The organism is Streptomyces sp. RPA4-2 (genome assembly GCF_012273515.2).
Taxonomy (GTDB): Bacteria; Actinomycetota; Actinomycetes; order Streptomycetales; family Streptomycetaceae; genus Streptomyces; species Streptomyces kaempferi.
The window spans coordinates 957447-976732 of sequence record NZ_CP050975.2 but is presented as its reverse complement, the minus strand read 5'-3'; the positions used below and the strand labels follow the sequence as shown (position 1 = coordinate 976732).

The 19286-nt window shown below is 71.9% G+C and carries 23 protein-coding genes; 12 read left to right on the top strand and 11 right to left on the bottom strand.

Annotated elements, in window-relative coordinates:
- Positions 1 to 24 precede the first annotated feature (24 nt).
- Together HEP85_RS03880 and HEP85_RS03875 are read left to right on the top strand one after the other, a co-directional pair.
- A complete protein-coding gene (locus HEP85_RS03880; RefSeq protein WP_168526217.1) occupies positions 25 to 417 on the top strand; it encodes a VOC family protein in 393 nt (130 codons plus the stop codon).
- 60 nt (positions 418 to 477) lie between these two features.
- On the top strand, positions 478 to 1548 hold the full coding sequence (locus tag HEP85_RS03875; RefSeq protein ID WP_168526215.1) for an adenosine deaminase: 1071 nt from the start codon (positions 478 to 480) through the stop codon (positions 1546 to 1548).
- On the opposite strand, the gene HEP85_RS03870 is transcribed toward HEP85_RS03875, so the two are convergent.
- From HEP85_RS03870 to HEP85_RS03860, 3 genes are all read right to left on the bottom strand, one after another.
- A complete protein-coding gene (locus tag HEP85_RS03870) occupies positions 1530 to 2045 on the bottom strand; it encodes a DinB family protein (RefSeq protein ID WP_168526213.1) in 516 nt (171 codons plus the stop codon). The two genes, HEP85_RS03875 and HEP85_RS03870, sit on opposite strands and share 19 nt — an antisense overlap.
- A gap of 166 nt (positions 2046 to 2211) precedes the next feature.
- Positions 2212 to 3051, bottom strand: a complete 840-nt coding sequence (locus HEP85_RS03865; RefSeq protein ID WP_168526211.1) for a DUF1206 domain-containing protein — start codon at positions 3049 to 3051, stop codon at positions 2212 to 2214.
- A gap of 276 nt (positions 3052 to 3327) precedes the next feature.
- Positions 3328 to 4221 carry a LysR family transcriptional regulator gene (locus tag HEP85_RS03860; RefSeq protein ID WP_329285117.1) on the bottom strand — a complete coding sequence of 298 codons (894 nt, stop codon included), beginning with the start codon at positions 4219 to 4221 and terminating at the stop codon, positions 3328 to 3330.
- 127 nt (positions 4222 to 4348) lie between these two features.
- Between HEP85_RS03860 and mgrA the strand changes: the two genes are divergently transcribed.
- Entirely contained in the window at positions 4349 to 5338 is a 990-nt protein-coding gene (gene mgrA / locus HEP85_RS03855) for an L-glyceraldehyde 3-phosphate reductase (RefSeq protein ID WP_168526209.1), read from the top strand.
- 33 nt (positions 5339 to 5371) lie between these two features.
- On the opposite strand, the gene HEP85_RS03850 is transcribed toward mgrA, so the two are convergent.
- Positions 5372 to 6364, bottom strand: a complete 993-nt coding sequence (locus tag HEP85_RS03850; protein ID WP_168526207.1) for an oxidoreductase — start codon at positions 6362 to 6364, stop codon at positions 5372 to 5374.
- 100 nt (positions 6365 to 6464) lie between these two features.
- Between HEP85_RS03850 and HEP85_RS03845 the strand changes: the two genes are divergently transcribed.
- Complete coding sequence (locus tag HEP85_RS03845) at positions 6465 to 7394, top strand: AraC family transcriptional regulator (RefSeq protein ID WP_168526205.1); 930 nt, start codon at positions 6465 to 6467, stop codon at positions 7392 to 7394.
- Here HEP85_RS03845 and HEP85_RS03840 read toward each other — a convergent pair.
- Both HEP85_RS03840 and HEP85_RS03835 read right to left on the bottom strand, forming a co-directional pair.
- The gene (locus HEP85_RS03840; RefSeq protein ID WP_168526203.1) at positions 7384 to 7680 is read right to left on the bottom strand and encodes a DUF1905 domain-containing protein; all 297 of its coding nucleotides are present in this window, start codon (positions 7678 to 7680) and stop codon (positions 7384 to 7386) included. The two genes, HEP85_RS03845 and HEP85_RS03840, sit on opposite strands and share 11 nt — an antisense overlap.
- A 98-nt stretch (positions 7681 to 7778) precedes the next feature.
- On the bottom strand, positions 7779 to 8156 hold the full coding sequence (locus HEP85_RS03835; RefSeq protein ID WP_168526201.1) for a nuclear transport factor 2 family protein: 378 nt from the start codon (positions 8154 to 8156) through the stop codon (positions 7779 to 7781).
- Positions 8157 to 8550: 394 nt separating this feature from the next.
- On the opposite strand from HEP85_RS03835, the gene HEP85_RS03830 reads away from it, so the two are divergent.
- Positions 8551 to 8961 (top strand): hypothetical protein, encoded by a 411-nt coding sequence (locus HEP85_RS03830; protein WP_168526199.1) that lies wholly within the window; start codon positions 8551 to 8553, stop codon positions 8959 to 8961.
- 131 nt (positions 8962 to 9092) lie between these two features.
- Here HEP85_RS03830 and HEP85_RS03825 read toward each other — a convergent pair whose 3' ends face one another.
- The 4 genes from HEP85_RS03825 to HEP85_RS03810 form a co-directional block, all read right to left on the bottom strand.
- Entirely contained in the window at positions 9093 to 9356 is a 264-nt protein-coding gene (locus HEP85_RS03825) for a PRC-barrel domain-containing protein (protein ID WP_369657576.1), read from the bottom strand.
- 193 nt (positions 9357 to 9549) lie between these two features.
- Positions 9550 to 10128: a PRC-barrel domain-containing protein gene (locus HEP85_RS03820; protein ID WP_168526195.1), complete on the bottom strand. Its 579-nt coding sequence runs from the start codon at positions 10126 to 10128 to the stop codon at positions 9550 to 9552.
- Entirely contained in the window at positions 10125 to 10271 is a 147-nt protein-coding gene (locus HEP85_RS03815; RefSeq protein WP_168526194.1) for a hypothetical protein, read from the bottom strand. Before HEP85_RS03815 ends, HEP85_RS03820 begins: the two co-directional genes overlap by 4 nt.
- Positions 10272 to 10413: 142 nt before the next feature.
- Positions 10414 to 11598 carry a PP2C family protein-serine/threonine phosphatase gene (locus HEP85_RS03810; RefSeq protein ID WP_248001825.1) on the bottom strand — a complete coding sequence of 395 codons (1185 nt, stop codon included), beginning with the start codon at positions 11596 to 11598 and terminating at the stop codon, positions 10414 to 10416.
- 148 nt (positions 11599 to 11746) lie between these two features.
- Here HEP85_RS03810 and HEP85_RS03805 point away from each other — a divergent pair, with 148 nt between their 5' ends.
- On the top strand, positions 11747 to 12259 hold the full coding sequence (locus HEP85_RS03805) for a MarR family winged helix-turn-helix transcriptional regulator (protein ID WP_168526192.1): 513 nt from the start codon (positions 11747 to 11749) through the stop codon (positions 12257 to 12259).
- Between the two features lie 140 nt (positions 12260 to 12399).
- The gene (locus HEP85_RS03800; protein ID WP_348772366.1) at positions 12400 to 12861 is read left to right on the top strand and encodes an STAS domain-containing protein; all 462 of its coding nucleotides are present in this window, start codon (positions 12400 to 12402) and stop codon (positions 12859 to 12861) included.
- A 7-nt stretch (positions 12862 to 12868) separates the two neighbouring features.
- On the opposite strand, the gene HEP85_RS03795 is transcribed toward HEP85_RS03800, so the two are convergent.
- Positions 12869 to 13363 (bottom strand): MarR family transcriptional regulator, encoded by a 495-nt coding sequence (locus HEP85_RS03795; protein ID WP_329285101.1) that lies wholly within the window; start codon positions 13361 to 13363, stop codon positions 12869 to 12871.
- 270 nt (positions 13364 to 13633) lie between these two features.
- On the opposite strand from HEP85_RS03795, the gene HEP85_RS03790 reads away from it, so the two are divergent.
- The 5 genes from HEP85_RS03790 (at position 13634) to HEP85_RS03770 (ending at position 19122) form a co-directional block, all read left to right on the top strand.
- Entirely contained in the window at positions 13634 to 14086 is a 453-nt protein-coding gene (locus HEP85_RS03790; RefSeq protein WP_168526188.1) for an ATP-binding protein, read from the top strand.
- Between the two features lie 206 nt (positions 14087 to 14292).
- On the top strand, positions 14293 to 15480 hold the full coding sequence (locus HEP85_RS03785) for a fused response regulator/phosphatase (RefSeq protein ID WP_348772365.1): 1188 nt from the start codon (positions 14293 to 14295) through the stop codon (positions 15478 to 15480).
- Positions 15477 to 17123, top strand: coding sequence for a CHASE3 domain-containing protein (locus HEP85_RS03780; protein WP_168526184.1), 1647 nt, complete (start codon positions 15477 to 15479; stop codon positions 17121 to 17123). Before HEP85_RS03785 ends, HEP85_RS03780 begins: the two co-directional genes overlap by 4 nt.
- Complete coding sequence (locus HEP85_RS03775) at positions 17120 to 17563, top strand: response regulator (RefSeq protein ID WP_168526182.1); 444 nt, start codon at positions 17120 to 17122, stop codon at positions 17561 to 17563. Before HEP85_RS03780 ends, HEP85_RS03775 begins: the two co-directional genes overlap by 4 nt.
- Before the next feature lie 113 nt (positions 17564 to 17676).
- Entirely contained in the window at positions 17677 to 19122 is a 1446-nt protein-coding gene (locus HEP85_RS03770) for a diacylglycerol kinase family protein (protein ID WP_369657575.1), read from the top strand.
- Positions 19123 to 19286: the final 164 nt, after the last annotated feature.

Below are 19286 nucleotides of genomic sequence, written 5' to 3'. Positions count from 1 at the left end.
CACGCCCTTCCCGGAGAGGCCCTGATGAGACGCATCGCCCTGGTCACCCTCGTCGTCGACGACTACGACGAGGCGATCCGCTTCTACACCGAGGCACTCGGGTTCCGGCTGGCCGAGGACGAGCCCCGGCCGGACGGTTCCCGCTGGGTCGTCGTCGAGCCGGGCACGGAGGGCGCCGGCAGCGGACTGCTCCTGGCCCGGGGCAAGAACGAGTCACAGCGCGCCCGGGTCGGCGACCAGACCGGCGGGCGCGTGGGCTTCTTCCTCCACACCGACGACTTCGCCCGCGACCACGCGCGCATGCGTGCCGCCGGCGTGACCTTCCTGGAGGAGCCGCGCCACGAACCGTACGGCTCGGTCGTCGTCTTCGAGGACCTGTACGGAAACCGCTGGGACCTTCTCCAGCCCGCCGCGTAGCCCCACCGCCTTCGCACCGCCCCACCACCCAGAACCCACCTGCCGAGGAAACAGACACGCATGACCGCGCCCCGCATCGACACCGACACCGTCCGCCGTCTCCCCAAGGCCGTACTGCACGACCACCTCGACGGCGGTCTGCGCCCGGACACCCTCGTGGAACTCGCCGCGACCGTCGGACACACGCTGCCCACCACCGACCCGCGCGCGCTCGCCGCCTGGTACTACGAGGCCGCCAACTCCGGTGACCTGGTGCGCTACATAGCCACCTTCGAGCACACCCTCGCCGTGATGCAGACCCGCGAGGGCCTGCTGCGCACCGCTGAGGAGTACGTGCTCGACCTGGCCGAGGACGGCGTCGTCTACGGCGAGGTCCGGTACGCGCCCGAGCTGATGGTGAACGGCGGACTGACCCTGCCCGAGGTCGTCGAGACCGTGCAGGAGGGCCTGGCGGCCGGTATGGCCAAGGCCGCCGCCGCGGGCACCCCGGTCCGGGTCGGCACGCTGCTGTGCGGGATGCGCATGTTCGACCGCACCCGGGAGATCGCCGATCTCGCGGTGGCGTTCCGGGACGCCGGGGTCGTCGGCTTCGACATCGCCGGCGCCGAGGACGGCTTCCCGCCCGCCGACCACCTGGCCGCGTTCGAGCACCTGCGGCGCGAGAGCGTGCCCTTCACCATCCACGCCGGCGAGGCCCACGGGCTGCCCAGCATCCACCAGGCCCTCCAGGTCTGCGGTGCCCAGCGCATCGGCCACGGCGTCCGCATCACCGAGGACATCGTCGACGGCAAGCTCGGCCGCCTCGCGGGCTGGGTACGCGACCGCCGCATCGCCCTGGAGATGTGCCCCACCTCCAATCTCCAGACGGGTGCGGCCACCTCGATCGCCGACCACCCCATCACCGCCCTGCGGGACCTCGGCTTCCGGGTCACCCTCAACACCGACAACCGGCTGGTCTCGGGCACGACGATGACCCGCGAGATGTCGCTGCTGGTCGAGGAGGCGGGCTGGACCGTCGAGGACCTGCGCACCGTCACGGTGAACGCCCTCAAGAGCGCGTTCATCCCGTTCGACGAGCGCGCGGCGCTCATCCGGGACGTCGTCCTGCCCGGTTACGAGGCCGCGCTCTGAAGGAGCCCGCGGACGTAGGCGGCCTGGCCGACATGCTGCAGATCGTCGGCCAGGACGCTCACCAGCCGTACGCCGAGGGTGACCGCCGGGGTCCAGCGTTCGTCCACGACACGGTCGAGATCCGCGGCGGTCAGCCCGCGCAGGAAGGCCAGGGTCTGATCGTGCACGGCGTCGTAGTACCCGAGCAGCAACTCGTCCGACTCCACCCGGACCTCGGCCACCTTGCGGGGGCTGTGACCGTAACCCGTGTCCTGGCGGGGCAGGTCGAGGCCGAACCGCTTCTCCCAGCCCTGCGTCAGCCAGACCTGGTCGAGGCCGGCGGCCGCGGCGATGTGGTCGTCCTGGACGCGGGTGAGATGCCATACCAGCCACGACAGGGAGTTGGCGTCCTGCGCGGGACGCGCGTTGAGGGTCTCCGGGGGGAGTCCCTCGACGGCGGCATGGACGTCTTCCTGGATACGGCCGAACGCGTCGATGAGGATGTCCTTTGCATGCATGCGTCCACCTTGGCGCATCCCGCCGTCCCCTGCGCCCGGAAACCGGTTCCCGCGCGGTCCCGCGACCCCCGGGCCCGTGACGCGGGAAGGGACACCCCGGGCCAGTGACGCACAAAGGGTAGGTGCGCGAGGCCCGCGCACCTACCCGTACCGTGGGATGTCGCGCTCAGACCCTGCGCCAGCGGGCCATGGCGAAGGAGAACAGGCCGAAGAGGACGAGTCCGGCCGCGACGCACACCAGCAGCCACGGTCCCGCGGGGGTTTCGGCGAACGAGCGGATCGTGTTGTCAAGGCCCTTGGCCTTGTCGGGTTCGAACTCGACCGCCGCGCGGATGGCGAAGCCACCCGCCACGGCGAACACCAGCCCGCGCGCCGCGCCGCCGCCCACGCCGGTGACGTCCACCAGCTTTCGGGTCCGCGCCGACATCTCACCGAGCTTCAGCTTCTTGTGGAACTTGCGCAGGACGGCCCGGGTGCCGATCCACACGCCCGCCACCACGATGCCGGCCCCGGCCGCTCCCACGATCCACTGCCCCGCGGGCAGGCCGAGGACCTTCGCCGTCACGTCCTGGGACTGCCGGTCGCTGGATCCGCTCCCGCTGCCGCGCGAGCCCGCCGCGAACGACAGCACGGAGTAGGCGGTGAAGGAGTAGAAGACGCACCGGCCGGCCGACAGCAGCCGCTTCTTGGCCTTGCCGCCGTCCTGCCCCGCGGAACCGAAGACCGCCTCGGACAGCCGCCACAGCGCCATGCCCACCAGTCCGAGGCCCAGCGCCCACAGCAGTACGGCACCGAAGGGCTTCTGCGCGATCTCCGCGAGCGCGCCGCCGCGGTCCGCCTGTTTGCCGCTGTCGCCGAAGGCGATCTGCAGCGCCAGTACACCGACCAGCAGGTAGATCACGCCCCGCGCGGTCAGACCGGCCCTGGCGGCGTACTCCGTCACCGGGCCCCGCGCCGTGCGCCGGGCCCCGATCCGTCCGGTCCGTGTCGTCGTACTCGCGTTCATGTAGACCTCCCGGAGTCCGGTTGCCCCCGCTTCGGGATGCCACACGCGGCCGACCGCGTGCCGGAGGCCGAGAGGGGGGCGCCGCGGTGCCTGACAGAGCCGCGCCGGCTCCGCCCGTGCCCGGTCGGCGCCAGTCTGTCAGCGTTCGTCCGTCAGCGCTGATCCGTCGGCGCCCGTCGTTGTGCGTCTGCGTTCGTCAGAGCCCGTCGATGTTTGGCAGCGTTCGTCAGTGTCCGTCAGGGCCCGTCAGTTTTCGTCGGTGTTCGTCGGTGTTCGTCAGTGTCCGTCCTCGGACGTGTCGAGCAGGGCCATCAGGGCGCGGGCCGCCGGGCTGGTGGCATCCGGCGGCGGAAGCATGGCGACGGTCTCGTACGGTGCGTCGCCCGCGCCCTTCAACGGCAGCGAGGTGAGGCCGCCGGCCTCGCGCTTGAGACCGAAGTGCCGTGGCACCACGGCGATGCCGAGGCCCTCGTCGACCAGCTCCAGGAGACTGTGCACGTCGCTGACCTCGAGGGTCACGGTCCGCCGGACGCCCGCCGCGGCGAAGGCCGCGTCCGTGATGCGGCGCGGCCCCCAGTCGGGATGGAAGTCGACGAAGGCCTCGCCGCCCAGTTCCTCCGGCGTGACCACGGCGGAGGTCGCGAGGTGGTGCGTCGGATGGCAGAGCACCGTCATCGGCTCGCTCGTCAGCGGGACGGACCGCAGCTGGTCGCTGTCCGGCTGCGTCTTCACCGCGAAGGCCAGGTCGAGCCGCCCGGCCGCGACCTCCTCGGCGAGCGCGCCGGAGCCCGCCTGCCGCAACCGGATCTCGACATCGGGATGACGCCGCCGGAACGCGGTGAGGAGCTTGGCCACGCGCACTCCGGCGATGCACTGCTCGGTACCGAGGGAGAGCGTGCCGCGCAGCAGGCCCTGCACGGCGGCCACGGCGTCGTGGGCGGCGCGGACCTGGGCCAGCACCCGCTCCGCCTCGCCGAGCAGGGCACGGCCGGCCTCCGTGAGCGTGACCCGCCGGGTGGTGCGTACGAACAACGGGGCCTGGAGCTCCCGCTCCAGGGCACGGATCGAGGACGACAGACCCGACTGCGACACCATCAGACGTTCGGCCGCCCGGGTGAAGTGCTGGTCCTCCGCGACGGCGACGAAGTGCTGGAGGTGGCGCAGTTCCATGAGGCACAAGCGTACTGGTCGATTGAGAGTCCCTGTCGCTGAATCCGATCCGATTCTCCCGTTGGACCTCTGCACCGTGCGCGCGCGAGAGTGGAGACCTGTTTTCCCGGCCTTCCAGGAGCACGCGTTGTACACCGCACACCCCGACCGCTACGCGGACATGCCCTACCGGCGCACCGGACGCAGCGGCCTGAAACTTCCCGCGCTGTCCCTCGGTCTGTGGCACAACTTCGGCCCCGACCGGCCGGTGGAGACACAGCGCGCGATCCTGCGCCGCGCGTTCGACCTCGGTGTCACCCACTTCGACCTGGCCAACAACTACGGTCCGCCGCCCGGTGCCGCCGAGTCGGCCCTCGGTGACGCGCTGAAGGCCGACTTCGCGCCCTACCGCGACGAACTGGTCATCTCGACCAAGGCCGGATACCTGATGTGGCCGGGCCCGTACGGCGAATGGGGCTCGCGCAAGTACCTGCTGTCCTCGCTCGACCAGAGCCTGGCCCGGATGGGCCTGGACTACGTGGACATCTTCTACTCGCACCGCCCCGACCCCGAGACCCCCTTCGAGGAGACGATGGGGGCCCTGCACTCGGCGGTCCAGCAGGGCAAGGCCCTCTACGTCGGCGTGTCCAACTACTCGCCCGAGGAGACCCGGGAGGCCGCCCGCATCCTCGGAGAGCTGGGCACCCCGCTCCTCATCCACCAGCCGCGCTACTCGATGCTCGACCGCCGGCCCGAGGACGGCCTCCTGGACACGCTGGACGAGCTGCGGGTCGGCTCCATCGCCTACTCCCCGCTGGAGCAGGGACTGCTCACCAGCCGTTACCTCGACGGCATCCCGGAGGGGTCGCGCGCCGCGAGCGACAGCCCCTTCCTGAGCGCGGACACGGTCACCGAGGACCTGGTGGGGCAGCTGCGCGCCCTCGCCGAGATCGCCGAGGCGCGTGGTCAGTCCCTGGCACAGATGGCCCTGGCCTGGGTCCTGCGCGGTGGCCGGGTGACCTCCGCCCTCATCGGCGCGAGCAGCACCCAGCAGCTGGAGGACAGCGTGACGGCCACCCACGCGCTGGACTTCGACGAGGAGGAGCTGGCCCGGATCGACGCGGTCATCAAGGCGTGACGCACGCCGGCCGGGCCTTCTGGGCCCCGCTGGTCAGGCCGTGAGGCGCTCGCTGAGTTCCCAGAGGCGGTCGGCCGCCACCGGGTCGACGGCGTAGGACAGCACGCCGGGCTTCGGCGTCCTGCTCCTGAGCGTCCACTCACGGCCCTCCTCCGCCGACATCGGGGGCGCGATGTCACTGTTCTCGCAGTAGACACCGCCCCTGTCCGCCAGCAGGGGGCTGGTCGCGCACCACACGCTGGTGGCCGCCCCCTGCTCGACGGTCTTGAGCTGCCGCTCCGGGTCCAGGACCGTCCGGCCGTCCGCGTCGAGGACACCGGCCGCCTTCAGGTCCTCCTCGGCGAGGTACTTCTTCAGGTTGGTGTCGACGATGCTGCCCGGGTGCAGGGAGTAGGCGCGGATGCCGTCCTGCCTGCCCCGCTCGTCGAGCGCGAGCGCGAAGAGGATGTTGGCCGTCTTCGACTGTCCGTAGGCGATCCAGCGGTCGTACGAGCCGTGCTCGAAGTGCGGGTCGTCGAAGAGGACGGGCGAGAACCGGTGTCCCCAGGAGGACACCGACACGACCCGGGCCCCGTGCGCCTCGCGCAGCGCGGGCCGCAGACGTGCCACCAGCTGGAAGTGGCCGAGGTGGTTCGTGGCGAACTGCACCTCGTACCCCCGGGCGTCCCGGGTCAGCGGGGTCGCCATGACGCCCGCGCTGTTCACGAGGATGTGCAGCGGGCGGCCGGAGGCGAGGAACCGCTCGGCGAAGGCGTCGATCGAGGCGGGGTCCAGCAGATCCATGGTCTCGACCTCGACGCCGTCGATCCCCTTCAGCGCGGCCTCGGCCCTCGCGGTGTCCCGGGCCGGCACGACGACCTCGGCGCCCGCGGCACGCAGGACGCGCGCGGTCTCCAGGCCGATGCCGGAATAGCCTCCGGTGACGACGGCGACCTTGCCGGTCAGGTCGATTCCCTTGATGACGTCCTCGGCGGTGGAGGCGGCGTCGAAGCCGGAGTGCAGGGGTTCTTGGACGGTGGTGGTCATGGCTCGGGTCTCCTTGTGTGTGCCTTCCCGACCACCGTAGGACCGGCCGTCCGTACGATGAATGCTTGAGAGTCCGCATAACTTGCGCGATAGTACGGATATGCCTGTCGACCCGCTCTCCGACACCCTCGGTCTGATGGACGCCCGCTGTGTCATCTCCGGCGGTTTCACCGCCGGCGGTGACTGGGCCCTGCGCTTCCCCCGGCCCGACCGGCTCAAGATCACCGCGGTGGTGAAGGGAAGCATGTGGGTGGCCGTCGAGGGCATGCCGGACGCCGTCCGCCTCGAGCGCGGCGACGTGGCCGTGTTCGACGGCAGCCGGGCGTTCGTGGTCGCGAGCGATCCCACGCCGGACCCGGTGGACGCGACGAGGCTCTTCGCCGACACACCCGGGCCGATGATCCGCTACGGCGGTGGCGAGGACGTCGTCTTCGTCGGCGGCCATGTCGAACTGGGCCGGGCGGGCGAGGAGTTGCTGCTGCACGCCCTGCCGGCGCTGCTGCATGTGCGGGCCGCCGCGGAGGAGGCCCCCGTGCTGCGCTGGCTGCTCGACCAGTTGCTGCGTGAACTCACGGCCGGCCGGGCGGGCGCCGATTTCGCGGCCGACCAGCTCGCCCAGCTGATGTTCGTGCAGGTGCTGCGCGCCTATCTCGCGGACGCCGACGCCCTGCCCGCCGGAAGGCTGCGGGCCCTCGCCGACGAGCGCATCTCGCCGGCGCTGCGTCTCATGCACGCCGATCCGGGCCGCCCCTGGCAGCTGGAGGAGCTGGCCAGGGCGGCGGCCATGTCCCGCACCAGCTTCGCCCAGCGTTTCCGGGCGGTGGCCGGCGTACCGCCCCTGACCTATCTGCTGGACTGGCGCATGAGTCTGGCCAGGCGTGCGCTGCGGGACGGCGAGACGTCCGTGTCGGCCCTCGCGCAGAAGGTGGGCTACACCTCCGAGAGCGCGTTCAGCAACGCCTTCAAGCGGACGACCGGCGTGGCTCCCAGGCGCTACCGGGATGTCGCGCGGGCCGCCCTCACGGGCTGAGCCGCTCCTCCGGGCGGACCGTGACGGTGTCGCCCTCCTCCTTGCCGATCGCCCTGCGGATCTCGGCCTTCACGGGCAGTTTGTGCGTGGCGTCGCCCAGGGCCATGAAGGAGCCGTGGAAGGGGTGGCCGTCGATCGTGCCGCGGACCTTGACGAGTCCGCGGGTACCGAAGAAGGCCACCGACTCCGGCCGGACCACGTAGGTCCAGCCGCCCTCGGCGGAGCTCCTGCGCAACACCTCGGTGAAGTGCCGGTCCGGGCCGCCCGCCCTGCCGACCGTGTTCATGTGATCCTCCGCTTCCGGTGGGTGTCCTGTTCAGGAGACCACCGGAAGCGGCGGAACCCGTCGCCGGCCCGCGAGGCCGGCGGAGGGAGCCCTCGGTCCTACGTCGGCACGCGGTCCAGGAATCCGTGCACGCCGCGGATCCGGCCGTCGTCGTCCAGGGTGATCACGTCGAATCCGGCGACGGGAGCCGAGCCGTCCGCCCCGTCGACCAGTTCCCAGCCGAACCGGGCGATGTCGTGGTGCCCGTCGACCGTCCCCGCGAGCCGGAAGGAGAACCCCGGGAACTGCTCCTGCGCCGCCGAGATCACGGCGGCGATCCCGTCGTGCCCGCGCACATCGGCCAGCGGGTCGGTGTAGCCGCCGTCGGCGCTCCAGGCGGCGGCGACCGCCTTGGCGAGCGCGTCCGGCTCACGCGCGTTCCACGCCTCCAGGTAGCGGGCGACGGCGGACTCGTAACGGACGGTGTTCTCGGACATGGCTGATCAGCCTCCGGCGAAAGGGAGAAGGGGGATTCGGACTGGTCGTGGGCCGGATGCGAAGGTGCGGTGGCGCGTGCCGTCATCCGGTACCGCAACGATGCCCGGCGGCCCCCGAAGGCGTCGATTACCTCCCGGGTAAGGGCGGTCGGTCGCGTTTCGGCCAAAGAGGTACGTGAATATGCCAAGAGACTGGCTGGAATGGCATGGTGACAGAGTGTCAGGAGTGGCGATACTCGATAAGCAGGGCGATTCAGCCACGCCCGAGCGCAGCACCACTGTGTACCACGGATGCCCGGTACGACCGTCGACCGCGGACGAGCCGCGTGCAGTGAACGAGCCGCAAGGAAAGTGAGGCCGGCCCGGCAGCGAGCGTTGCAATGGGGGAGCGATCGTGCACGACGAATTCCTGTGCCACGTCACCGCGTACGGAGTGTGCGGAGGGAGACGCGTCGGCGTCCCCCTGGGAACCTACCGCGCTCCGACCCTGGCGCTTGCCCTGTGGTGGATGCGGGACCGCGCTTCGTGGATGGCCGAACGGCTCGACCCGCAGCCCGAGGACCCCACCTTCCCCCCGAACTCGATCGCCCCGGTGTCGGACACCGTCCCTGACGTGCCCAGCATGCTGCGCGCGTGGTGCGGTGACAGCGGTCAGCAGGAGCTTGTCGCTGAGGAGTTGGCCGCCGGGAAGCTCGTCCGCATCGCCACGAGCGACGACACCACCGAGTACGAACTGCTCGCCGAATCCGTGGACGCGCTGCGCATGCAGCGGACCGCCGCCGTACTCGGCACCTCCGCCGCCTGACCACCCCCGGCTCGCCGTCCACGGCGCACAGCCCACGGACACGCCACGGCGGGAGCGGTCGATCCGCCGCCCGGCACGACACCGGTGCCGTGCCGGGCGGTTCCGGTGCCAGGTCGGTTCGGGGCGGCGCCTCAGCCCGTCCGTACCACGAGTGCGTAGTCCCCGAGGCCGATCAGCAGCTCACCGGGAAACTCGCCGGACGTCGTGCGGATCTCCTCGATCCGCCCGGTGGCGGGGTCGAAGGCGATGTCCCGTACGGTCCCGCGTTCGTCTCCGCTCTCGGTCAGGACCCGCGCGCCGAGGGCTTCGTGATGCGGCGGAACCGGGGGCGGGAGGGTGTCGAGGACGGTGTCCGAACGGACCAGGACGGCGTCGGGACCCACCGCGTGCAACACGTCCCAGGGGAGCGAGGTCTCCTTGCGCCCGCGCGCCCGCGCGCCCGCGCGCCCGCGCGCCCGCGCGCCCGCGCGACGCGCAGCCGGCTGACCAGGCCGGCCTCGGCGTCGATCGTGAGCGACTTGACCACGCCGATCTGGGTCGCCTCGCCGAGGGTGACGACCGGCAGACCGTTGATCCGGGAGAACAGCGTCACGGTGTCTCCCCCGTCGCGTGGAACGCGTCGACCTGCGCGGCGAAACCCGCCAGGTCGTCAGCGACGAACCGGGTCGCGTCCGCGGGGATGACGAGCGCCTGCCCGGACGCGGCCAGGGTCTCGCCCCGGGGGACGAACACCTTGCGGCGACGCCGTCCCGGACCGGACCTCGGCGTCTCGCGGGCGGCGATCCGGAACCCCACCACACGTCCGCTGGTGCCCGCCTCCACGACGAGGTCCAGTACGGTGCCGACCTCCGTGCCCGCGTCCGTGAGCACCTTGGCGCCCACCACCCGGCCGTGCGCCGCCTCGCCCCGCGCGACCACCGCGGCCGGTTCGGCGAGAACCTCGCGGCTCCGGATCATGACGGCGTCGTGGCCGACCGAGTGCACGGCGCTCCAGGGCAGGCTCTGCTTCAGCGGTCCCGAGAGCAGCCCCCGGCCACTGAGCGTGAAACCGGTGACGCGTCCAGCCGGTCCGTCGAAAACGGTGTCCTTGATCTGCGCGACCGCGTCACCCCCGAGGGTGACCACCGGTCGTCCGCCCAGGCTGCGCGCGGCGGTCAGCTCGCTCATCGCACGTCCCGCTTCCCGGACCGCCGCCCGCGCTGGACGGCGATGACGGTCCCCGACCGCCTTCTCGTCTGCACCCAGACCATCGTCGCGCCCAGCAGCGCCAGGGCCGCGACCACGACGACCGGCCACATCCACCAGACCATCGTCCACCTCCGGACTTCCAGGCCCGGCCACGGTCGACCGGATTCGGCTCCGTCCGGGTTCCCCGGGAGCACCGGACAATGCCCCGTCAGGGGATGCCGTCCCGGACGACGTGCGCACCGCCGGCCGCGGGGCACGCCCCGCTCAGTCGGTCCGCGGCCCGCTCCCTTCGCGGCGCCGCCTGCCGGACCAGTCCAGGCAGACGATCAACGCGTCGTCCAGCGGCTCGGTGACGCGGTAGCCGGCCAGCTCGTCGAGGACGGCCCGCGGCACATCGGCCGCGGGCAGCAGGGCCGTGGCGGCCACCGCCCGGGCCAGCGCCCGTTCCCCGAAGGCCTCTCCGAGCGGGGACAGGGCGTCGTAGACACCGTCACTGACCACCAGGAGCCGGTCGCCGGGCAGGACGGCGAACTCCTGCGGCAGGTAGTCGGACTCCTCGAACATGCCGAGCGGCAGCTGTGCTTCGAGTTCGATCCGTTCGACGGCCGTCCCCCGTCTGCGCCACAGCCGGGGCGAGCCGGCGTCCACGGCGAGCACCCTGCCGGTGGCCAGGTCGAACGACAGGAGCAGCGCCGAGACGTGCTGGTCGCCCTGGTGCTGGGCGTAGATCGCCTGGTCGGCGAGCCTGGCCTGGTCGGCGACCGGGAGGTCGGCGCGGCGGGCGTTGCGCAGGGCGCCGACGGCCAGCTGGGTCAGCAGGGAGGCGTTGATGCCGTCCCCCATGCCGTTGAGGATCGACAGCGAGAGCCGGTCCGCGTCCGAGGACCAGTCGAAGTTGTCCCCGCGCACCGCGTACGCGGGCTCCAGCTGCGCGCCGATGGAGAACTCCTCGCGGGCGCTGGCCCGGCCGGGGAGGAGCTCCCACTGCATCTCGGCGGCCAGGGTCAGCCGGCCGACCCGGCGCGCCAACCGGTAGACGTCGGTGTCGCGTTCGGCCACGACGATCTCGTGGCCGAGCAGTTCGGCCACCTGAGCGAGCCCGTCGGTCACCTCGACGCCCACGGACCCGGGCGGCAGCCGCACCGTGAGCACGCCGAGGCGCTCGCCGCGGGCCGTGACCGGCAGGTGGAGACGTACGTACTCTCCGTGCCGGGGGTGTTCCACGTGCGGTTCCTGGCTGCCGAACGCGCGGCCCTCGGCGCTGTTGTGCAGGGAGACGGCACGCGAGGGGTCCCCGGGTGCCTCGACCGGCTGGAGCACGGTCAGTCCGTAGTCCGCCATGAGCAGATCGGCGCCGGTCGCTCCCCAGATGTCCGTCAGGAGAGTGCGCAGGGTGTCGAGCAGCGCGTGCGGAGGGGTCGCGCGCAGGGCTCGGTCGACGTCGTTCACAGAGGTCACGGTCGTGGTGGCTTTCTCGTGCGGTTCGCGTGCGGTTCTCGTGCGGGTGGTGTGGTCGGTCAGGCGGGCCGGGTGAGGAGTCCGGCCGGGCGGGCCGTCATGGCTGGCGAAGCCCTTCAGGAGATGACAAGGTGGTTCGGTGCCGCGCTCGATCCGTCCACCCGTGTCCCGAGACGATGCCGCGCAAACGCTGGACGCCGTCGCGGAACTTCTCGAACTTCTGTGGGGCCGAGGGCAGGAGGCCGCGCCGTCCGGCCCGGTGCCGCCCTCACAGCTAAGGGCCCTGATCGTGATCGAGCAGGGCGGTTCGATGAATCTTCGCTCGCTCGGCGACGCCCTGGCCTCGCGTCCCTCCTCGGTCAGCCGTCTGTGCGACCGGATGGAGGCCGTCGGGCTGATCCGCAGGGCGCCGAGCACGACGAGCCGGCGCGAGGTCGAGGTCGTGCTGAGCCCGCTCGGGGAGCAGGTGCTGCGCGAACTCCGTGAGCACCGCGCGCGCGAGGTGCGGGCCGTCCTGGAGCAGATGTCGTCGGCGGACGTCGCCCGGCTCACCGAGGGACTCGAAGCGTTCCGGGCGACCGCGCTGGACCAGCTCGACGAGCGGGCCGGCGGCTCCGGCCGGGAGCCGGGGCGCGCGACCGGCACCGGTTAGGTGCCCTTGCGTACCGGTTAGCTCCATGAGAGGTCCCTCCACCGCGACAACCAGGCCCCAGGGACACCTGACTCGGGGTCACAGGGGGACCAGATTGTTGCCTGACAGCAATTGTTGTCAAATGACAACGATCGGATACGGTGGGACCTGGCGCGGCTCCCTCGCGGCGCCGCGGTGTACCGCCCCGTGCGCGTACTCCTCTATACCCGTACGTTCCGACGACATCCCGAAGGATCGCTGTGCATTCAGGCCGGAGTCCAGGTCAGGCGGCCCTTTCGCTGTCCACGCGCGAGGCCGGTCCGGCAACCGTGATCGCGGTCGGCGGTGAAGCCGATCTCGACAACGTGGGCGGCCTCGGCGCCGCCCTCGACGCGGCGGCACGGTCCCCCGAGGGGCCGGTGGTCCTGGACCTGGCCGAGTTGACCTTCGCGGACTCGACCACGATCAACGTCCTCCTGCGGGCCTACGGCGTCCTCGGTCCCCGGCTCAGACTCGCCGCGCTCACGCCGTTCCTGGAACGGGTGCTGGGCGTGACCGGAGTCTCGGAGGTCGTGCCGGTCTTCCGCACCGTGGCGGAGGCGCTGGAGAACGATGCGGTCTGAGAGCGGGTCACGGGGACCGGTCGGGCGGCGGCCGAAGAACCCGGGGTGCGTGGGCGAGCGACGGACCGAGCGAGCGCAACGCGGTCAGCAGACCGTTCCGGTCGGCATCCGGCATCCGCAGCAGGGCGTCCCTGATCCAGTCACCGCGTTGCGCTCGTACGCGGTCGAGCACGGAACGGCCGTGCCGCGTCAGGCTCAGACCGACACCCCTGCGGTCCGCGGCGAGTGGTGCGCGGGCCAGCAGCCCCGCCCCCTCCAGGGTGTCGCACACGCGGCTCGCCCGGGAGCGGCTGATCCGCGCCCGGTCGGCGAGCGCGGCGAGGCTCAGACCGGGCGACGTACCGACCAGGGTCAGCGCACGCAGCAGCGGCGGCGACAGCCGGCTGTCGACGGCGACCGCCGTGCGGGCCGAGACGGAGACCAGGATCTCGGCCACGGCCGCCAGCTGGTCGGCCGCGCGGAGCAGGGCGTCGTCCCGTCCTTCGGGGGTCTGTCCATCCATCCGTCCGCACCCTTTGCTCGTACCGGGGATTCGGTGACCCGTCAGGCCCCCCGACTGGTGGCCCTGCCCCTCCGCGCCGGGATGACACCGGTACGGTGTGGGGATCGTGTGCCGAAGGGGGTGAGGGCCGCTCGCGGCGCCGGCCACGGATCCGGTGCGAGTCGAGTGGACATCGGGGTGAATGTGGAGGGCGTCACCGGGTATGCGCTCCTGTGCAGCGGCGTCCGGACGCGCGGTCTGCGGACGTATCGGCATCCGAGAGAGAACCACATGATCGAGCACTTGGACGGAGCAGTGATACCGCCTGGCTTCGACGTGCCCGTGGACCCGCTTCGGCGGGCGGCGCACTACACCGGCGAGCCGGGGTGCATCGCCGACGCACGCGCCTTCGCGGAACTGTTCCTCGAACAGCTCCGGTCGGAGTGGTGTGCGGAGATCGACGCACGGGCCGACGGCGACCTCCTGCTGGTCGTGAGCGAACTGGTCACCAACGCGGACCGGCACAGCCACGGGCCCTACATCCTGGAGCTGGAGGGGACCGACGTCTTCGTGACCGTCGCGGTCTACGACAGCAGCGCCACCCTGCCCCGACGCTATCCGCGGGATCCGCAGCGCATCGGGCGGCACGGACTGGAGATCGTCCACGCGCTGGCGACGGAGGTGACCGTCGGGCGCGTTCCGGTCGGCAAGTGCGTCAAGGCACAGCTCGACCTGCGCCGTTGACCCGGCCGCCCGCGCAGCGGGGACGGACCGGGTGCGACGGCACGGCGGGGGGCGGCGGGGCCGTCGAGCCGACCGCGCCGGGCATGGACCGGGGCGGAATACCAGTAGGCTCGCCACAGTCGATGGTCGGCGTCGGTCACTCAAGGGGGACGAACGTGGCGGAGGGCCTGCCGCGGACCGGTGAACGTACCGCGGTACCGCGCCAGGTGAGTTCCGACCCCCGCTGGGGCCTGGACGCCACCGCGGCGCTGCTGCTCGTCGAGGACGATGCCGGTGACGCGCTGCTGGTGCGCGAGGTACTGGCCGACAGCGGTCTGCCGATGGATGTCACCTGGTGCAAGTCCCTGGCCGAGGCGCGGGCGTTCCTGCGGGCCTCGAAGAACGCGGTGTGCGTGCTGCTGGACCTGCATCTGCCCGACACCCACGGACTGAGCGCCGTGCGGCTGGTGCGCGACGCCTCACCGGACGCGGCCGTGGTGGTCCTCACCGGACTCGCCGAGAACGAGGCGGGTCTCGCCGCGGTGGCGGAGGGAGCCCAGGACTTCCTCTCCAAGGACGGTCTGAACGCGGAGGAGCTGAGCCGGGCGGTCCGGTACGCCCTCCAGCGCAAGCAGGTGGAGCGGTCGAGCGCCGAACTCCAGGCGAGCAGGCTGCTGGCCCAGGAGAACGCCCGGCTGGAGCGCGGGCTGCTGCCCACGCCCCTGCTGCGCGGCGACCGGTGCCAGGTCGCCTCCCGCTACAGCCCGGGACGCGACCACGCGCTGCTGGGCGGCGACTTCTTCGACGTCGTCGAGAGCGAGGACGGCACGGTGCACGCGGTGATCGGGGACGTCTCCGGACACGGTGCCGCCGAGGCGGCCCTCGGCGTGTGTCTGCGGGTGGCCTGGCGGGCCGCGGTGCTCTCCGGCTGCGTCGGCCCGGCGCAGGTCCGTCTCCTGGAGGAGATCCTCGAGGCCGAGCGCGCCGAGGACTACATCTTCGCCACCCTCACCATCCTGCGACTGTCCAGGGACCACAGCCGGCTGACCGTGATCCGCGCCGGACACCCGGGGCTGCTCGTCCGCACCTCCCAGGGCATCGAACTGTTCGAACCACCGGTGGGACCCGCGCTGGGACTGGTCCCGGGCGGGGCGCACTGGCCCGAGACCGAGCTGCCCGCGCACGACATCAGCGCGGTGACGCTGTTCACCGACGGTCTCTTCGAGGGCGTCGTGGGCCCGGACCGGCGGCTGGGCGAGGAAGGACTGCTCGCCGTGGCGAGGAAACACATGGACCTGCACGGCCGTCCGTTCGTCGACGCGGTGGTCGAGGACGTGGCGGCACAGAGCACGTTCCACGGAGGACTCGCCGACGACGTGGCGGTCCTCCACCTGGCGACGGACGGCAGGTCGTGACCCGTACCCCAGGCACCCCGGAGCCCGCGGACGACGCCGCGGCGGGCAGGCCCAGCAGAGTCGCCCGGCTGACCGTGCAGGGCTGGATCCACCTCGTCCTGGCCGTCAACGTCCTGCTGGTGATCGTCTTCGCGGTGTCCGGCGGAGTCCTCCAGTCCCGCGCCGACGACCGCACCGACCTCCTCACCGACCTCATCCAGCCCGCCCGTTCCACCGCCTTCCAACTGGAGACCTCGCTGGTCGACCAGGAGACGGGCGTACGGGGCTACGTCCTGAGCAAGGACACCAGCTTCCTCGAGCCCTACGAGTCCGGGGTGCGGGACGAGGCGACACTGAGCGCCCGTCTGAGCACACTGCTCACCGGCCAGCCCCGGGTCGCGGCCGACCTGCGCGCGGTGCGGGGGGCCGGCGACGCCTGGCGCCGTGACTACGCCAGGCCCCTGATCGAGTCGGTCCGTACGGGCGGTCGCGGCACGCCCGGACTGGAGGCGAGCAAGACCCAGTTCGACGAGACCCGGAAGCTGCTGTCCACCATGGAGACGCACCTCGGGCAGTTGCGCGACCGGACCCGCGCGTCGGCGGAGGAGAGCCGGCAGTCCCGCAACCTCTTCTTCGGCGGCACGCTCGCCGCCTTCCTGGCGAGCGGACTGGCACTGACCCTGTTGCTGCACCGCATCGTCGGACGGCCGCTGAGGACCCTGGAAGCGGCCTCGGTCGACGTCAGCGGCGGAGCGTTCGAGCGTACGATCCGGCTCGACGGGCCACGGGACCTGGAGGCGGTGGCACGCGCCGTCGAGGAGATGCGCCACCGCATCGTCGAGGAGCTCTCCGCCTCCATGGCGCGGGAGACGCTCCTGGAGCAGCGGACCGCGGAACTCGACGCACAGGCGCTGGAGCTGAAGCGCTCCAACGGGGAACTGGAGCAGTTCGCCTACGTCGCCTCCCACGACCTGCAGGAACCCCTGCGCAAGGTCGCGTCCTTCTGCCAGCTGCTGGAGAAACGCTACGGCGACCAACTGGACGACCGGGCCAAGCAGTACATCGACTTCGCCGTCGACGGGGCCAAGCGCATGCAGACCCTCATCAACGACCTGCTGACCTTCTCCCGGGTCGGCCGCGTGGGCGAGAAGCTGGTGCCGGTCGCGCTCGACGACGTACTGGACAGGGCGCTGGGCAACCTCAGCGTGGCCCTGGACGAGACCGACGCCCGCGTGGTGCGCGAGGGGCCGCTGCCCACCGTGACGGGCGACGCGACCACCCTGACGATGCTCTGGCAGAACCTGATCGGCAACGCCGTGAAGTTCCGCGACCCCGGGCGGACACCCGAGATCGTCGTCCACTGCGAGGGGGCTGAGGGGGAGTGGCGGCTGGGGGTGCGTGACAACGGGATAGGCATCGACTCCGAGTTCAGGGAGAAGGTCTTCGTCATCTTCCAGCGGCTGCACGGCCGTGACGAGTACGACGGTACCGGGATCGGGCTTGCCGTCTGCCGGAAGATCGTCGAGCATCACGGTGGCACCATCACCCTGGACGGCGCCGCGGGCGAGGGCACGGACGTGTCGTTCACCCTGCCCATGGCGCGCCCCGAACCCGATCCTCGGGTCGACGAAACAGCGCGCCCACCCGAAGGAGCACGTACGTGACCACCCGCGTCGAACCCATCCAGGTCCTGCTCGTCGAGGACGATCCCGGCGACGAGCTCATGACCCGTGAGGCGTTCGAGGACAACAAGATCCGCAACGCCCTGCACGTCGTACGGGACGGCGAGGAGGCCCTCGACTTCCTGTACCGCGTCAACCAGTACGTGGACGCGCCGCGGCCCGACCTGATCCTGCTCGACCTCAACCTGCCCAAGTACGACGGGCGTCAGGTGCTGGAGCGCATCAAGTCGGACAGTGAACTGGCGCACATTCCCGTCGTCGTCCTCACCACCTCCTCCGCCGAGGAGGACATCCTGCGCAGTTACAAGCTGCACGCCAACGCCTATGTCACCAAGCCGGTCGACCTCGACCAGTTCATCGCGGCCGTCCGGCAGATCGACGACTTCTTCGTGTCCGTGGTGAAGCTGCCGAAGAGCTCCTGACCACCGCCGCACCCGCCCGTCCATGAACGGGCGAAGTCGGGGAACAGGGACAGGGGCGGCACCAACCTTGCCGACCAGCAGATCAGTTGTCGAGACGCGAGGGTGGGCTTCCCATGAGAAGGCGCAGGACAGGGCGACGAACGGGCGCCGGGACGGCCCGGCTGCCGAACCTGGAGTCCGTGCTGCGGGCCGGTCCCTCCGGGTGGCGGCGGACCGTGGCGGGCGGTCTTCTGTGGGGCGGCGCGGCCGCGGCCCTCGGCGCGTCCGGGGACCGGACCGCGCGGCGGGCGGCCCTGCGGGGCATCGGCACCGTCGCGATCGCCTCGGCCGTGACCCGCGCCGTCGCCCGGCCCGCGGTGCGCAGGGCGCAGCCGCTGGACGCGGCCGGCCGGATCGCCTCCGCGGCCGCCTTCGCGGCGGGAGTGCTCCTGGAAGCACCTCGGTACGGCCTCTTCGTCGTGCCGGGCGCCGCCGCACTGACCGCCGCGCGGATGCGCTCCGAGGTCCGTCACCCGGGCGACGTGGCCGTGGGCGTCGCGATAGGAGCAGGCGCCGCCGCGCTGACCGCCCGCTGGTGGCCGGTCAAACCGGAGGCCGCCGCGGCCGCGGCGCCGCCCCGCCGCCCCGCGCCCGCGCTGCCCGGCGGCGCCGGCCTGCACATCGTGGTCAACTCGTCCTCGGGCCTGTCGTGGAGCGCCGACGGCCCCGACGCGAGCGAGTATCTGCGCGCGGTGCTGCCCAAGGCCGACATCACGGTGGCCCAGCAGGGACAGGGCCTCACGGAACTCCTGGAGGAGGCCGCCCGCCGCGCGAAGGAGCGGGGCGGCGCGCTCGGTGCCTGCGGCGGCGACGGGACGATCAACGCAGCGACCGAGGTCGCCGCCCGGCTCGGCGTGCCGCTCGCGGTGTTCCCCGGCGGCACCTTCAACCACTTCGCCGTGGACCTGGGCAACCAGTCCCTGGAGGACGTCGTGGGCGCCGTGCAGGCCGGCGAGGCGGTCGTCGCGGACCTCGGGCGGGCCCGCGTGCCGGGCGGACCGGAGCAGGTGTTCCTCAACACCTTCAGCCTCGGTGTCTACTCGGAGCTGGTCGGCGCCCGCGAGAAGCTGGAGGAACGGATCGGGAAATGGCCGGCGCTCGTGGTCGGCCTGGCCGGTGTCCTCGCCAAGGGCAGCCCCGTGAACGTCTCGGTCAACGGCCGCCCCAAGCGTCTGTGGCTGCTCTTCGCGGGCAACGGCATCTACCACCCCGCCGGGTTCGCGCCCACCTACCGGACCCAGCTGGACGACGGCCTGCTGGACGTCCGCGCCGTCGACGCGGGGACCCCGCTGGCCAGGACACGACTGCTGCTGGCGGTGCTGACCGGCACCCTGCACAACAGCCGGGTCCTCACCACCGCACAGGTGCGCAGCCTGCGTCTCGAAGCACTGCACGGCGACCCGCAGTTCTCGTACGACGGCGAGGTCACCCGGGTCGCGTCCGGCCGACTGGTGCTGGACAAGCTGACCCGGGCCGTGACGCTGTACCGGCCCGCGGAGAAGGACCAGTGGCTGCGCTGAGGCGCGCCCGGGGTATGAGGACCTCCGTGTGAGGGACCGGGACGGGTGGGAGTCGACGCCCTCGGGACGGAGGGCATCAACTCCTGTCTGCCCTGCTCGCGTTGCCGAGTGAGTGCTGGTCAGCCGGTCAGTACGGAGTCGTCGGCCGCGAGGGCCGGGAATCC